At 69.3% G+C, this 13,022-nt stretch carries 14 protein-coding genes; 7 read left to right on the top strand and 7 right to left on the bottom strand.

The window, feature by feature from the left end; all coding sequences use genetic code 11:
- Positions 1-20: 20 nt before the first annotated feature.
- Both ACXIZN_RS26060 and ACXIZN_RS26055 read left to right on the top strand, forming a co-directional pair.
- Positions 21-953 carry an ATP-binding cassette domain-containing protein gene (locus tag ACXIZN_RS26060; protein ID WP_457957440.1) on the top strand — a complete coding sequence of 311 codons (933 nt, stop codon included), beginning with the start codon at positions 21-23 and terminating at the stop codon, positions 951-953.
- Positions 950-1,693, top strand: coding sequence for an ABC transporter permease (locus tag ACXIZN_RS26055; protein WP_126733900.1), 744 nt, complete (start codon positions 950-952; stop codon positions 1,691-1,693). The genes ACXIZN_RS26060 and ACXIZN_RS26055 overlap by 4 nt, the downstream gene beginning before the upstream one ends.
- Here ACXIZN_RS26055 and ACXIZN_RS26050 read toward each other — a convergent pair.
- The 3 genes from ACXIZN_RS26050 to ACXIZN_RS26040 all read right to left on the bottom strand — a co-directional run bounded on the left by ACXIZN_RS26050 (position 1,677) and on the right by ACXIZN_RS26040 (position 6,389).
- On the bottom strand, positions 1,677-4,802 hold the full coding sequence (locus tag ACXIZN_RS26050; RefSeq protein ID WP_457957438.1) for a BTAD domain-containing putative transcriptional regulator: 3,126 nt from the start codon (positions 4,800-4,802) through the stop codon (positions 1,677-1,679). The two genes, ACXIZN_RS26055 and ACXIZN_RS26050, sit on opposite strands and share 17 nt — an antisense overlap.
- 32 nt (positions 4,803-4,834) lie before the next feature.
- The gene (locus ACXIZN_RS26045) at positions 4,835-5,404 is read right to left on the bottom strand and encodes a YbhB/YbcL family Raf kinase inhibitor-like protein (RefSeq protein ID WP_457957437.1); all 570 of its coding nucleotides are present in this window, start codon (positions 5,402-5,404) and stop codon (positions 4,835-4,837) included.
- Positions 5,405-5,627: 223 nt separating this feature from the next.
- Complete coding sequence (locus ACXIZN_RS26040; RefSeq protein WP_457957436.1) at positions 5,628-6,389, bottom strand: NBR1-Ig-like domain-containing protein; 762 nt, start codon at positions 6,387-6,389, stop codon at positions 5,628-5,630.
- Between the two features lie 255 nt (positions 6,390-6,644).
- Between ACXIZN_RS26040 and ACXIZN_RS26035 the strand changes: the two genes are divergently transcribed.
- On the top strand, positions 6,645-7,463 hold the full coding sequence (locus ACXIZN_RS26035) for a peptidoglycan-binding domain-containing protein (protein ID WP_457957434.1): 819 nt from the start codon (positions 6,645-6,647) through the stop codon (positions 7,461-7,463).
- Between the two features lie 64 nt (positions 7,464-7,527).
- Here ACXIZN_RS26035 and ACXIZN_RS26030 read toward each other — a convergent pair whose 3' ends face one another.
- A complete protein-coding gene (locus tag ACXIZN_RS26030) occupies positions 7,528-8,199 on the bottom strand; it encodes a helix-turn-helix domain-containing protein (protein WP_457957432.1) in 672 nt (223 codons plus the stop codon).
- Between the two features lie 149 nt (positions 8,200-8,348).
- On the opposite strand from ACXIZN_RS26030, the gene ACXIZN_RS26025 reads away from it, so the two are divergent.
- The gene (locus tag ACXIZN_RS26025; protein WP_257488783.1) at positions 8,349-9,164 is read left to right on the top strand and encodes an oxidoreductase; all 816 of its coding nucleotides are present in this window, start codon (positions 8,349-8,351) and stop codon (positions 9,162-9,164) included.
- Between the two features lies 1 nt (position 9,165).
- Here ACXIZN_RS26025 and ACXIZN_RS26020 read toward each other — a convergent pair whose 3' ends face one another.
- Together ACXIZN_RS26020 and ACXIZN_RS26015 are read right to left on the bottom strand one after the other, a co-directional pair.
- Positions 9,166-9,405, bottom strand: a complete 240-nt coding sequence (locus ACXIZN_RS26020; protein ID WP_457957431.1) for a hypothetical protein — start codon at positions 9,403-9,405, stop codon at positions 9,166-9,168.
- 41 nt (positions 9,406-9,446) lie between these two features.
- Positions 9,447-10,064 (bottom strand): TetR/AcrR family transcriptional regulator, encoded by a 618-nt coding sequence (locus tag ACXIZN_RS26015; RefSeq protein WP_457957430.1) that lies wholly within the window; start codon positions 10,062-10,064, stop codon positions 9,447-9,449.
- 67 nt (positions 10,065-10,131) lie between these two features.
- On the opposite strand from ACXIZN_RS26015, the gene ACXIZN_RS26010 reads away from it, so the two are divergent.
- The 3 genes from ACXIZN_RS26010 to ACXIZN_RS26000 all read left to right on the top strand — a co-directional run bounded on the left by ACXIZN_RS26010 (position 10,132) and on the right by ACXIZN_RS26000 (position 12,081).
- Positions 10,132-10,761: an MSMEG_1061 family FMN-dependent PPOX-type flavoprotein gene (locus tag ACXIZN_RS26010; protein ID WP_457957429.1), complete on the top strand. Its 630-nt coding sequence runs from the start codon at positions 10,132-10,134 to the stop codon at positions 10,759-10,761.
- 13 nt (positions 10,762-10,774) lie between these two features.
- Positions 10,775-11,671: a PDR/VanB family oxidoreductase gene (locus tag ACXIZN_RS26005; protein ID WP_457957427.1), complete on the top strand. Its 897-nt coding sequence runs from the start codon at positions 10,775-10,777 to the stop codon at positions 11,669-11,671.
- Between the two features lie 110 nt (positions 11,672-11,781).
- A complete protein-coding gene (locus ACXIZN_RS26000) occupies positions 11,782-12,081 on the top strand; it encodes a DUF1540 domain-containing protein (protein ID WP_257488780.1) in 300 nt (99 codons plus the stop codon).
- A 194-nt stretch (positions 12,082-12,275) separates the two neighbouring features.
- Here ACXIZN_RS26000 and ACXIZN_RS25995 read toward each other — a convergent pair whose 3' ends face one another.
- Complete coding sequence (locus ACXIZN_RS25995; protein ID WP_457957425.1) at positions 12,276-12,965, bottom strand: VCBS repeat-containing protein; 690 nt, start codon at positions 12,963-12,965, stop codon at positions 12,276-12,278.
- Positions 12,966-13,022: the final 57 nt, after the last annotated feature.

Raw genomic sequence — 13,022 nt, 5'->3', positions numbered from 1 at the left:
GGCCGCCCAGAGTGGTGCCCATGACAGAAACAGCGATCGCGGTCTCGGGACTGCGAAAGACCTTCGGGGACAAGGTCGTGCTCGACGGTATCGACCTGGAAGTCCCCGCCGGCACGATTTTCTCCCTGCTCGGCCCGAACGGGGCGGGGAAGACGACGACGGTGAACCTGCTGACCACCCTGATGAAGGCGGACGGCGGGACGGCGAAGGTGGCCGGCCACGACCTCGTGACCGAGGCCAAGGCGGTGCGCGCGGCGATCGGGGTCACCGGCCAGTTCGCGGCGGTGGACGAACTGCTGACGGGCCAGGAGAACCTGCAGCTGATGGTGGACCTGAGCCGCGGAACCGCGGGCAAACGGGTCGTGTCCGATCTGCTGGAGCGCTTCGACCTGGTGGAATCGGCGCGGAAACCGGCGTCGACCTACTCCGGCGGCATGCGCCGGAAACTGGATCTGGCGATGACGCTCGTCGGCGATCCGCGGATCATCTTCCTCGACGAGCCCACCACGGGGCTGGACCCGCGCAGCCGCCGCACGATGTGGTCGATCATCCGCGAGCTGGTGGACGGCGGCGTCACCGTCTTCCTCACCACCCAGTACCTCGAAGAAGCCGACCAGCTCGCCGACCGGATCGCGGTCCTCGACCAGGGCCGCCTGGTCGCGCAGGGCACGCCCGACGAGCTCAAGCGCCGGATGCCCGGAACGCATGTCAGGCTGCGGTTCACCACCGTCGCAGAACTCGACGCCGCCGCGCGGATCTTCCCCGGGGCCACCCGGGACGACGAGTCGCTCGCGCTGCGGGTCCCCAGCGACGGCGGGACGAAATCCCTGCGCTCGCTGCTGAGCCGGCTCGACGAGTACGCGGTCGCCGCCGAAGAGTTCTCCGTCCACACCCCTGATCTCGATGACGTTTTCCTCGCCCTGACGGGCCACAGCACGGAGGCAGTGAAATGAAATCCGCGTCCACGGTGATGTTGCGCCGTAACTTCAAGCACCTCGTCCGCAACCCGACCTCGGTGTTCAACGCGATCCTGATGCCGGTCGTGATGATGCTGATGTTCGTGTACGTGTTCGGTGACGCGTTCAGCGTCGGCGTCGATTACGTCGACTACGCGACGCCGGGATTGATGCTGCTGGCCGTCTGCTACGGGCTCGGCGCGACCGCGACCGCGGTGAACTCCGACATGACCAAGGGCATCATCAACCGGTTCAAGGTCATGGACGTCTCCCGCGGCGCGGTGCTGACCGGGCATGTCGTCACCAGCGTGCTGACCAACCTGCTCGCCATCGCGGCGCTCACCGGGGTGGCCTTCCTGCTCGGTTTCTCCCCGGCGGCGGGTTTCCTCGACTGGCTCGGCGTGGTGGGGATCGTCGTCCTGCTCGGGTTCGCGGCGGCCTGGCTCACGGTCGCGCTGGGTCTCGCGGCGAAGTCGCCGGAGACCGCCGGGATGGCCTCGGTGCCGCTGGTCATGCTGCCGTTCTTCAGCAGCGCGATCGTGCCCGCCGAGAAGATGGGGCCGGGGCTCCGCGAGTTCGCGGAATACCAGCCCTTCACGCCGATCATCGAGACCCTGCGCGGGCTGCTCACCGGGGCACCGGCCGCGGGCGACGTGCTGCCCGCGCTCGGCTGGTGCGCCGGGATCGCGCTCGCCGGCTACCTGTGGGCGTCCTCGACGTTCAAGAAGCGAGCGTGACCTCTGCCAGCCGCTTCCAGTCCGCATTGGTGCCCTCTCGCGCCGCCTCCGCGAATTTCGTTTCGCCGAGGCGGCGCAGCACTGTCTCTTCGATCCGGGTCACGTCCGGACGGGATCGGTCCGGCAGGCCGCGCAGTTCGTCGGCCGCCCCGAGCAGCCGTGCGGCCTGCTCGGGATCGTTCTGGCGCAGGGCCAGATCCGCGATCCCGACGAGCATATGGGCGATCAGGGGCACGTGCCGCACCTCGCCTGCCGCCTCCCAGGCCGCTCGCCGGTGTTCGCGGGACTTTTCGAGCTCGTCCGCGAAGTAGCCCCGAAGGTCGTGGCTGATGGCGCGGACGTGGCCGAGACCGGCTTCGTCGCCCATCACCGTCGTCGCGATGTCGAGCTGCCGCGCCGCCTCCTCGGTTTCGCCGCGCCAGTGGGCGAGCTCCGCGCGCGCGAGGGCGAGCATGCCCAGTGAGCCCGGCCAGGTGACGCTTTCGGCGTATCGCTGCGCTTCGGCCTCCGCCGCCGCGCCGGCCTCCTCGTCACCCATCAGCCAGTACAGCTGCGCCTGCCGCGACCGCAGCCGGATGAGGTCTTCGAGGGAGCCGACCTCGGTCACGACCGTGACCGCTTCTTCGTAGTACGCGCACGCGGTGGCGAAATCACCGCGGGTGGCGATCCGGTCCGCCAATTCGGTCAGGGCGAAGGAGATCCCGAACCGCTCGCCGATCGCCCGGAACTCGCGGAGTGCCTGCTCGAGATACTCGTCCGCCTCCCGGCCTGGATGGCCGAGCGTGATCCGCATCTTGCCGAGGTGCAGCCTGCCCAGCGCGCGGACCCACGCGTTTTCGTCCTCCAGCACCGGTTCCCACGCGGACAGCGCTTCGTCCCCGGCCAGCATGCGTTCGAGCGGGACGACGAGGCCCAGCAACGGATGCCGCGACTCGCTGCTCCTGCCCAGCCGGTACGACTCGTGGATCCACTTCGCGGCGGTGTGTTCGTCGGCGAAACCGGAACTCACGAACAGCGAGACGAGCCCGTACACCACGGCCGCGACGTCGTCGGACACCTCGCCCGGCGTCCTGACGGCCGCGCTGACCAGCTCCATGCCTTCCGTGCGGTGCCCGCTGAGCCACCAGTACCAGCCGCAGGCCGCCGCCAGCCGCATCGCCTCCGGGCCCTCGCCCGCGGTGAGGGCGCCGCGCATCGCGGAGGTGATGTTGTCGTGTTCGGCCTTGAGTTTGGCGAGCCACTCCAGTTGCTCGGCGCGGCGGAGCATCGGCTCCGCGGCCTCGGCGAGCTCGGTGAAATAGGCGAGATGCGCGTGCCGCGCGACGACCGTTTCGCCTGCCTCGGCGAGCCGTTGCGTGGCGTACTCCTTGATCGTGCCGAGCATCCGGTAGCGCGGCGCTTCGTCGCCCGCGGCGACCAGCAGCGACTTTTCGGTCAGCGTGGTGAGCAGTTCGAGGACCTCGTACTGCTCGACCGCTTCGCTGACGCAGACCCGTTCGGCCGCTTCGAGGCTCGCCCCTCCCGAGAACACCGAAAGCCTGCACAGGACCGTCCGCTCGGCGTCGGACAGCAGCTCCCAGCTCCAGTCGACCATGGCGCGTAACGTCCGGTGCCGGGGCAGCGCGGTCCGGCTGCCGCCGGTCAGCAGGCGGAACCGGTCGTCGAGCCGGTTCGCGAGCTGCTCGATGGACATGGTGCGCAGCCTCGCCGCGGCCAGTTCGATCGCCAGCGGCATCCCGTCCAGGATCCGGCAGACGCGCGCCATGGTGGCCCACGTCGCCTCGTCCGCCGAGAAATCCTTGCGCACCGCGCTCGCCCGGTCCCGCAGCAACCGGACGGCGGGGGAGGCTTCGATCTCGGCGGGGCCGGCGTTCCGGTCCGGTACGGCCAGCGGCACGACGTGCCACAACGTCTCGCCGGTGATGCCGAGCGGCTCCCGGCTCGTCGCCAGTATCCGGAGACGGCGGCATTCCCCGAGCACGCGATGGGCGAACGCCGCGGCCGCCTCGATCACGTGCTCGCAGTTGTCGAGGATCAGCAGGACTTCCCGGTCGCGGATCGCGGCGATGACCCGTTCGGCGGGTTCGGCGTTCGACGAGTCGCCGAGCAGCGCGTCCCGCAGCCCGAGCGCGGCCAGCGTCGCCTGGGCGACGTCATCGGCCGGGCCGATGGCCGCGAGTTCCACCAGCCACGCGCCGTCCGGCAGATCGCCGAGCAGGGTGCGCGCGGTTTCGGTGGCCAGCCGGGTCTTTCCCGACCCGCCGGGGCCGAGCAGGGTGGTGAGCCGGTTCCCGGTGACGAGGTCGCGGACCTTGGCGACGTCGGCGTCCTTGCCGACGAAGCTGGTCAGCTCGGCGCGCACGTTGGTCTTGCGGTTCTCTTCACGCCGTCCCAGCTCGCCCCGCAGCAGCGCGACATGCACCGCGGACAGCTCCGGCGACGGATCGACGCCGAGCGCGTCGGCCAGTGCTTCCCTCGTGCGCTGGTACACGAGCAGCGCTTCGGTGTCGCGGCCCGTCGCCGCGAGTGCCCGCATCAGCGCGGCGACGAGCCGCTCACGCAACGGATGCGCGGCGGCCAGATCGGTCAGTTCGGTGACCAGCTTCGCGCCGTGGCCGAGCTCGAGTTCCGCGTCGAACCGATCCTCCAACGCCGTCAGGCGAAGCCCTTCGAGCCGGGTGACCGCCGCGTCGAAGGCGCCGCTGTCCTGCAGGCCGACGTCCTGCATGGCCGCGCCGCGCCACAGGGCCAGGGCCTCACGCAGCCGCCTCGGCTCCTCGTCGCCGCGGGCCTGGCCGACGAGACGCTCGAACCGCACGGCGTCGACGTCGTCGGGCGACACCTTCAGCCGGTAGCCGTCCGTCTGTCCTTCCACGACCCCGTCCGGCAACACCTTCCGCAGCCGGGAAACCAGGCGCTGCAAGGCGTTCGTCGCGTCGGCGGGCGGCTGTTCACCCCAGATCCAGTCGACGAGCGTCGCCTTCGGGACCACCCGGCCCGGTTCGAGCGCGAGCGCGATCAACAACCCGCGCAACCGGGCGCCCGGCACATCGGCGAGACCGCCGTCGTCCGCGCGTACCTCGAAGGGCCCCAGCATCCCGATCTGCATTGGGCCGATTTTGCCACGGGTGACCAGGGGACTTACGACTCGCCGGTGATCCTCGCCGAGCCGATCGAAGCCGCGGTGATCGCTTGGGCGGCGGCCCGGGTCGACGAACCGGAGTTCAGGCCGGTGAGCGACGTCCGGTCGAGGGCGTGCACGACGAACTCGTAGGTGTTCACGGTCGAGGGTGAGCACGGGCCCTGGTAGCCGTAGAGGCTCGCGCTCCCGCGGTAGTAGACCTGCCTGGAGCCGGCGGGCACCGGCGGCCGGTAGACGTGCTGGACGTTCTGGGGGAGCGAGGCCGTGGTCGCCGGGATGTCGTAGATGACCCAGTGGATCAGGGCGGCGTTGTCGAGGTCGCGCATGACGACGGCGTAGCTCTTCGCTCCGGCGGGAGCACCCGACCAGGCCAACGGCGGCGACTCGTTCTTCTTGGCCGGATCCTGCCCGCCGCCGCTGGTGCACTCGTGGACCTTGGGCATGAGGCCGCCGTCCGCGAAAGCGGTGCTGGACAGGGTGAACGCGTTTTGTGCCGAAGACGCCGCCGGGGAAAGGCAGACGGCGCCGAGGGCGAACAGGGCGCAGAACACGATTCTCGTTGCTCTCATCGGAGACTCCCGAGTCCGTTTGTGGTTCCAGTGCGCGAAATCCAGCGTAGGCAGAACGGAAACCGGCGGCTAGCGCACTTTTCCGGCCTATCGAGGTGTTTTCGCCGGATGCCGAACTCGTCATTCGCGTGATCCGGCGCGTCATTCGCGTGATTGGAGGCGTAACTCGTGAGTTACGCCTCCAATCACGCGAGTTACGTCTTCAAGCACGCGAATGACGGGTTCAGGCGCGGACGAGTACCGAGAAGTAGATCGGCCTGGAGGACGGGAAGAGCTCCCGGTCCTGTTCGTCGACCATCTTCCAGAAGACCTTGCAGTCGGCCGGGGCGTTCGGCGGAGTGCTCACGGTGACCGTCACCTGGACACGGCCGCCCGGGGCGGTGTCGTTGACCGGGATCCGGTCCGGGGTGCGGCAGGTGCCGGGCGCGACCGGGAGATCGGTGCGGCGCAGGTACCGCTTCCGCCACTCGACGGTGCCGGTGTTCTCGAGCTCCCACACCTTCACGAACTGGGTGCCCGGTTTGACCACGGTCTCGTCGGGGATGGTCACGTCGCCGAGGAATCTGCTGGAGTCGCCGGGATGCGGTGGTGCGGGCGTGTCCTCCTCACCCGGCAGCAGGATGACCACGACGGCGGCGACCGCGGCGACGAGCACGAGGACGAGCGGCACCAGGACGCGTTTGGACCGCCATCGCGGCGCGGGTTCCGGCTCGCGGTCGGCGGACAGCACGAGCTGGACGCCCTGCCATCGGGCGTGCCATTCCTCTTCGTCACCGTCGCAGGCGCGGACGAACTCCCGGACCGTCTCCCACGGCTGCAACCGCGTGCCGGTGACGGTGAGGTGCAGGGTCGCGTGGGACACCGCGCCGGACTTCGCCGCCATCTTCCGGAAGGACGGCTCCCCGGCCCGCGCCCGGAGCTTCCGCAGCCCGTCCATGAACGCTTCCAGCTCCGGTGCCCGGTCTTCTGTTCGCGGTTCCGGCACGCTTCCCCTCGCGATCGTGTCCGACGTGACAACGATTCCCGTCACTCTGCGCGGCCTGGTGACTATATCGCGAAGTGTGTCCGGATCGCCGCGCCGACCTGCGGAATCCGCCGGGCGCCGTCGCTGTCAGACGCTGTCAACCTGCGGTTTTTGACGTCAGACGTTCCGTACAGGCGGTTCCGGCTGACACCGCTTCCGGGCCAGTGTCGGTCACGAGCTGTTCACGGGGAGCAGCCATCGAGTGAAGGAGCAGCCATGCGCAAGGTGGCAACCGCCGCGGTGTTCGCCGCACTGTCCGCGACCGCGCTGGGGGTGACGGCGGGACAGCCCGCGGTGGCCGCGCCGTCGGTCAACATGGAGGCCGTGGTCAAGGCGGCCATGTGGGATCCGTACAAGCCGGACCAGTCGATCACGCCGGGCTCCGGGGAGAGCGTCAAGGTGGTCGAGCAGGCGCTGGCCGCGAAGAACCTGCTCGACAAGAAGCAGGTCGACGGTCACTTCGGCACGTCGACGGTGACCGCGTACCAGAAGTACCAGAAGTCGCTCGGGCACAGCGGCCTGGCCGCCAGCGGTCTGCCGGGCAAGGGCTCGCTGACCGAACTGGGCAAGGGCCGCTACACCGTGACCGCGCCGATCAGCGTCGGCTCGAAGACCAGCCTGGACGGCAAGACGGTCAACAAGCGCACCGCCGACATGATCGCCGCCGCGGAGAAGAAGGCCGGGGTCAAGTTCACCATCACGCAGGGCTCGTACAACGCCGGCGGCGTCGGCGCTTCGGGCGGGACGCACGACGGTGGTGGTGCCGTCGACATCTCGGTGAACAACATCTCGAACAAGACCGCCGCGGTGAAGGCGCTGCGCGAGGTCGGGTTCGCCGCGTGGCACCGCACCCCGAGCCAGGGGAACTGGGCCGAGCACATCCACGGGATCGCGATCAGCGACACCGACATGTCGCCGCAAGCGCAGGCTCAGGCCGGTGACTACTTCAAGGGTCTCAACGGCCTGGCGAGCCACGCCAAGGACGACGGCCCCAAGGTGAAGAAGGTGACCTGGGAGGAATTCAAGCGTGGGTGACCCCACGGCGGTACGGACGGGGCGGGCGGCTTCGGCCGCTCGCCCCGTCGTGCCCGGCAAGTGATCACCGCGCCGTTCGCCGCCAGTGTTCCGCCGCCTCGCTCATGTCCTTGTGCAGGTGCCGGAAGAACCGGCTGGTGGCGTCGAGCCGCGCCCCCGCCGGCCCGTCGATCAGCCCGGCGCCCCGCCGGGTGACCTCCGCCCATCGGGTCATCGCGTCGAGACTGGTACGCCAGGCGCGATAACCGAAGTCGTCGTCGACGACGTACCGCTGCCGCCCGCCCTCGCGTTCGCGGGTGATCAGGCCGCGCTGTTCGAGCCAGCCCACGGCCTTGGACACCGACGCGGGGCTGACCTCCAGCCTGGCGGCCAGTTCGGCGGCGGTGCTGCCGCCGGTGTCCGCGGTGAACAGGCCGGCCAGGACCCTGGCCATCATCGACGGGACGCCGGTCGCGGCCATCGTCTCGGCGAATTCGGTCTCGAAGTCCCGCAGCGTCTCCCGCGTTCGCGCGGGGAGGGGCGGCGGGCCGGGCCTGCGGCGGCGGGCCCGCCATCGTGTCGCCTGCTGCGCCTGGCCCGCCCGGTAGCGGTGGGCGCCGCCGTTGCGCGCGACTTCGCGGATCACCGTCGACTTGGGGCGGCCCAGCCGACGGGCGATTTCGGCGTACGTGAGACCCGCCGACAGTCCCGAAGCGATCTGCCCGCGCTCGTCGGGGGTCAGGCGTCTTCCCGGCACCCGTCCACCCCTTCCGATGCATTCAGCTCCATAGTCATTGCATCAATTGTAGGTACTCCACCTCGTAAAACAGCTTTCTGCGGTTGCTGGTTTCGGAAAAACGAGCCTAGTGTTTCCGGGGAAAGCGAGAGATCGGGAGGGAACCCGTGATGACGGCCAAGGTATGCCTGGTCACCGGTGCTTCGTCGGGGATCGGCCACGCCACCGCGCTGGAACTGCTGCGCGCCGGGCACATCGTCTACGGCGCCGCGAGGCGTGTCGAGAAGATGGCCGATCTGCGCGAGGCGGGCGGCCATCCGCTGAAGATGGACGCCAGGAACGAGGACGATCTCCGCCACGCGGTCGACGCCGTTCTCGAAGCGCACCAACGGATCGACGTCCTCGTCAACAACGCCGGCACCGTCCTGCACGGTGCCGTCGAGGACGTGCCGCTGGACACCGCCCGCGACCAGCTCGAAGTCAACCTTCTCGCGCCGGCCAGGCTCGTCCAGCTCGTCCTGCCCGCGATGCGGGCCCAGCGCTCCGGCACGATCGTCAACGTCTCCTCGATCGGCGGCGAGATCGCCCTGCCGTTCGGTGCCTGGTACTACGCCTCGAAACACGCGCTCGAAGCGTTCTCCGACACGCTTCGCATGGAGGTCGCGCCCTTCGGCATCGACGTCGTGATCATCCAGCCGGGCATCATCAAGACCGAGTTCGAGGACCAGACCGCCGCACAGCTCCGCGAGTATTCCGGCCGCGGGGCGTACCGGGAGATGGCGGAAGCCATGGCGCGGCACGGTGAAACCGGGCTCAGCGACGGCTCCGACCCTTCGGTCGTCGTGGACGCCATCCGCCGCGCCGTCGAGTCCGAAAAACCGGAAACGCGTTACGCCGTCGGCCACCTCGCCGAAAAACTCCTGGAACTCAACAGGACGCTGCCCGACCGCGAGTTCGACGAGCTGGCCATGCGCGCGACGAAGTAGCTCACCCGCTCGGCTGCTTCTTGACGGTCTTCCGGCGGGTGCGGGCGACCCCGATCCACAACAGGGCTGAGACGACGGCGCCCGGCACCGCCGTCAGGTACACCGGCCAGGCGCGGAAGCCCGACAGCCACAGCATCGTGGCCAGGCCGAGGGTGATCAGCGTCCACAGCAGCGCGAGCGTGCCGCCTCTCCGTCGCCAGCGGGCGGCGACGTCGCGCATCCAGTTCTCTACTCGGCTCACACCGGTGGATACCCGCTCATCGCCTGGTCAACCCCCGGAAATCAGGCGCGGAGGTAGCCGGTGATCATCGCCACGAGCTCGTTCTCGAGCCGGGTGACGTCGATGGAGCCGGGCGCGGCGATGAGCTGATGCACGGTCAGTTCGACCGTGGACGCGACGAGCCGGGCCGCGGTGTCCTTGTCCCGCACCCGGACCTCGGGGTGTCCGTGGAGGAGTTCCCGCAGGTCACCGATCATCTCCCATTCCAGCCGGGTGACGCGTTCCAGCAGCTCGCCGGAGCGGGGCGCCTGCTCGATCATGATCTGCAGCAGCCGCGGATCGTCGAGATGGTTCTCGATCACCGTGCGCACGAACTCCCGGATGACGGTCTCCAGCGGCTCCCGCGACTCCTTGTACCGGCGCAGCGTCTCGATGGCCCGGTCGCCGTCGAGGTGGCGGGTGAGCAGCTCGGCCAGGATCGCGTCCTTGTTCGGGTAGTACTGATACAGCGAGCCGATCGAAATCCGGGCCCGTTCGGCGATCCGGTTCGTGGTCCCCGCGGCGTACCCGTACTCGGCGAAAACGTGAGCAGCGGCGGTGAGGATGCGCTGCCTGGTCAGCTCGGCCCGGACCTGGCGCGGCTGTTTACGCGGCTGAAGCCGTCGTTGCTCCGACGTCATGACACTCCCGGTGAAGCGGCGCGAAAGCGAGTAGCGAGTAAGCTGAACAATTGCTCATAATTGTGCCATGACCAGCACTGATACGCGTCCGCGTCGGCTGTCGCCCGAAGAGGTTCGTGCCCGGCTGGGGGAGCCGGAGGCCATGATCAAGGCCAAGGTCCACGACCGGATCGACCGGCACGGCCACCGGTTCATCGCCCATGCCCCGTTCGTGGCGATGGCGACGTCGGACGCGACGGGACTGCCCGACTGCTCGCCGCGCGGCGACTACCCGGGCTTCGTCAAGGTGCTCGACGAGCGCACCCTGGCCATCCCCGACCGGCCGGGCAACAAACTCGCCGACTCGTTCCGCAATCTCGCCGAGAACGACGGCATCGGCCTGATGTTCGTGGTCCCCGGCGTGCGCGAGGTGTTCCGGGTCAACGGCCGCGCCTATCCCACCGACGAGCCGGACGTGCTCGCCAGGATGCGCACCGAGGGCAAACCGGCGGAGCTGGCGATCGTCGTCGACGTGCTGGAGACGTTCTTCCACTGCGGCCGCGCGCTGATCCGGTCCCGGCTCTGGGATCCCGCGAGCCAGGCGCTGGCGGGCGAATTGCCGTCCGTCGGCGAGATCGCCGCCGAGCAGATGGGGCTCGACGTCGATCCGGCCGTCGTGGAGGCCATGCTCGAAACCGGCTACCGGCAGTTGTACTGAGGTGAACTCGTTGATGCAGAAGGCCGTTCTCGACCGCGTGGAACCGGTCGCCGAAGGAACCGTCTCGCTCGTCCTGCGCGGTGCCGAAGGCCCGCTGGCGCCCTGGGAGCCGGGCGCGCACGTCGACGTGGCGTTGCCGAACTGGCTGACCCGGCAGTATTCGCTGTGCGGGGACCCGGCCGATCGCGGCGGCTACCGGATCGCCGTCCGGTACGACCGGCTGAGCCGGGGCGGTTCGGAATACGTCCACCTGTTCCTGCGCGCGGGCCGGACCCTCGACGTCTCCTTGCCGCGCAACAACTTCCCGTTGCTGCCCGCGCCGGAACACCTGTTCATCGCGGGCGGGATCGGGATCACGCCGCTGATGCCGATGCTGGCGGCGGCGGGCCCGTCGGCCAGGTTGGTGTACGTGGGCAGGTCCGAGGCGACGATGCCGTTCGCCGCAGGCCTCAAGGCCGCGTACGGCGACAGGGTGCGCCTCCACCGCACCGCCGAGCACGGCAGGCCCGACTTCGCCGCGCTGGCCGCCGGGCTCGGCCCGGACGCGCTGGTCTACTGCTGTGGTCCCGCGTCGATGCTCGCCGCGGCCGAGGCGGCGTTTCCCGCGCAGCGACTGCATATCGAGCGTTTCCAGCCCGTGGCCAAGGAATTCGCGCCCGCGGAGCCGTTCGAGGTGAACTGTGTCCGATCGGGACGGGTGGTGCCGGTCGCCGCGGAGGAGTCGCTGCTGAACGCCCTGAACCACGCGGGATTCCGTATCCCGTCCGGATGCCGTGAGGGGGTCTGCGGTAGTTGCGAGATCGGCGTCCTCGGCGGCGAACCGGACCACCGCGACGACATCGGCGCGCCACCGGGACGGATGTACTGCTGTGTTTCCCGTGCTACTTCCCGGCTCGACTTGGACCTGTGAATCGGCTGCTCGTCGGACGTGAAGGAAATTCCCCGAATTGCCGCGGGAACGGGCCGGTGTAACCCTGGTCATACCGAACGACACCACCACCACGAAGTACAGGAGTCGTTATGACCACCACCGAAATGCCTGCTGTCCACGAATGCACGGTCAGCGGCTGTTCGTACAACCACGACGGCTGCCACGCCTTCGCCATCACGGTCGGGGGCGGCAACGGGTCGGCCGACTGCGGAACGTTCGTCCCGCTCAACACCAAGGGCGGGCTCGATCGAGTGACCGCACAGGTGGGAGCCTGCTCCCGGTCCGACTGCCGTCACAATTCCGCGCTGGAATGCACCGCATCGAGTGTCCGGGTGGGACCGGGCGAGGGTGACCACGCCGCCAACTGCCTGACCTACGCGCCGCAGTGACTCGCGTGAAGGCCCCTTCCCTCGGTTCAGCCGAGGGAAGGGGGCCTTCACGCGCTTGGGCGCGACTGTTCTGAGGGTAGTGAAGGCCTCCTTCACTACCCTCAGGGTAGGTAAGGAGGCCTTCACGGACCGGCGCCGGAAAACAGAGTCGGCTCATGTTGCGAAAGCACTTTCGCAACGCCGCGGAGCGGTGATCAGCTCCCGGCCTGGCCGCAGCTCGCGGCGTCGGTGCCGAGCACCGGGTCGGTCACCGGACGGCCGGCGATCGGAATGGTCTTCTGGGTGGTCAGCGCGCCGTCGCGAAGGGTGTAGACGGTGCGGGTGCCCGAATAGGTGAGCGGGTCGGCGCCGAGGTCGTCGGCTTCGGCCGCGACGGTTTCGAAGGTGCGGCCGCCGCCGTCGAGCGGGGTGCACTGGTAACCCAGATGGGCGGCCACGCCGCCGCCCTCGGCGACCGACAGCGGCTTGCTGTCGTTGTCGACGACCTGGCCGAGGTTGCGGCCGTCGTAGTGCAGAGCGGTGAAGAACGTGGTGTTGGCGCCGACGGACTGGGTGACGATCAGTTCGGCGCGGCCGTCGCCGTTGAGGTCCGTGACGCGCGGGGCCTGGAGCGGGACGGAGCTGTCGGCGCCGAGGTGGATCGAAGTGAAGGTGCCGTGCACGGTGGCGGAGACGACCTGGTCGTTGTCGCCGGTGAGCTGAGCCGTGACGGTTTCGATCTCGCCGTCACCGTCGAGGTCGGCCACGGTGGTGACCGGGTCGCCGGACGGCGCGGCCATCGGGTTGCTCAGCGGGCTCGCCAGCGCCGGGACGACGGCGGCCAGGCTCAGCGCGGCGGCGACGCCGGTGATCGTGGCGGTACGGATGATGCCGGTGTGGTTCATGGTGCTCTCCCTCCAACGCCTCCGGTGAACTCTTCACCGAAAGTGCTCTCATCAGGG

The organism is Amycolatopsis sp. TRM77291 (assembly GCF_054166285.1).
Note: the sequence above shows the minus strand (reverse complement) of the source record. Positions and strands in the feature narration are given on the sequence as shown.

Coding starts and splice junctions, on each gene's coding strand:
- ACXIZN_RS26060 (WP_457957440.1), top strand. CDS start 21: ATGACAGAAACAGCGATCGCGGTCTCGGGACTGCGAAAGACCTTCGGG.
- ACXIZN_RS26055 (WP_126733900.1), top strand. CDS start 950: ATGAAATCCGCGTCCACGGTGATGTTGCGCCGTAACTTCAAGCACCTC.
- ACXIZN_RS26050 (WP_457957438.1), bottom strand. CDS start 4,802: ATGCAGATCGGGATGCTGGGGCCCTTCGAGGTACGCGCGGACGACGGC.
- ACXIZN_RS26045 (WP_457957437.1), bottom strand. CDS start 5,404: ATGAGAGCAACGAGAATCGTGTTCTGCGCCCTGTTCGCCCTCGGCGCC.
- ACXIZN_RS26035 (WP_457957434.1), top strand. CDS start 6,645: ATGCGCAAGGTGGCAACCGCCGCGGTGTTCGCCGCACTGTCCGCGACC.
- ACXIZN_RS26025 (WP_257488783.1), top strand. CDS start 8,349: ATGACGGCCAAGGTATGCCTGGTCACCGGTGCTTCGTCGGGGATCGGC.
- ACXIZN_RS26015 (WP_457957430.1), bottom strand. CDS start 10,064: ATGACGTCGGAGCAACGACGGCTTCAGCCGCGTAAACAGCCGCGCCAG.
- ACXIZN_RS26010 (WP_457957429.1), top strand. CDS start 10,132: ATGACCAGCACTGATACGCGTCCGCGTCGGCTGTCGCCCGAAGAGGTT.
- ACXIZN_RS26005 (WP_457957427.1), top strand. CDS start 10,775: ATGCAGAAGGCCGTTCTCGACCGCGTGGAACCGGTCGCCGAAGGAACC.
- ACXIZN_RS26000 (WP_257488780.1), top strand. CDS start 11,782: ATGACCACCACCGAAATGCCTGCTGTCCACGAATGCACGGTCAGCGGC.
- ACXIZN_RS25995 (WP_457957425.1), bottom strand. CDS start 12,965: ATGAACCACACCGGCATCATCCGTACCGCCACGATCACCGGCGTCGCC.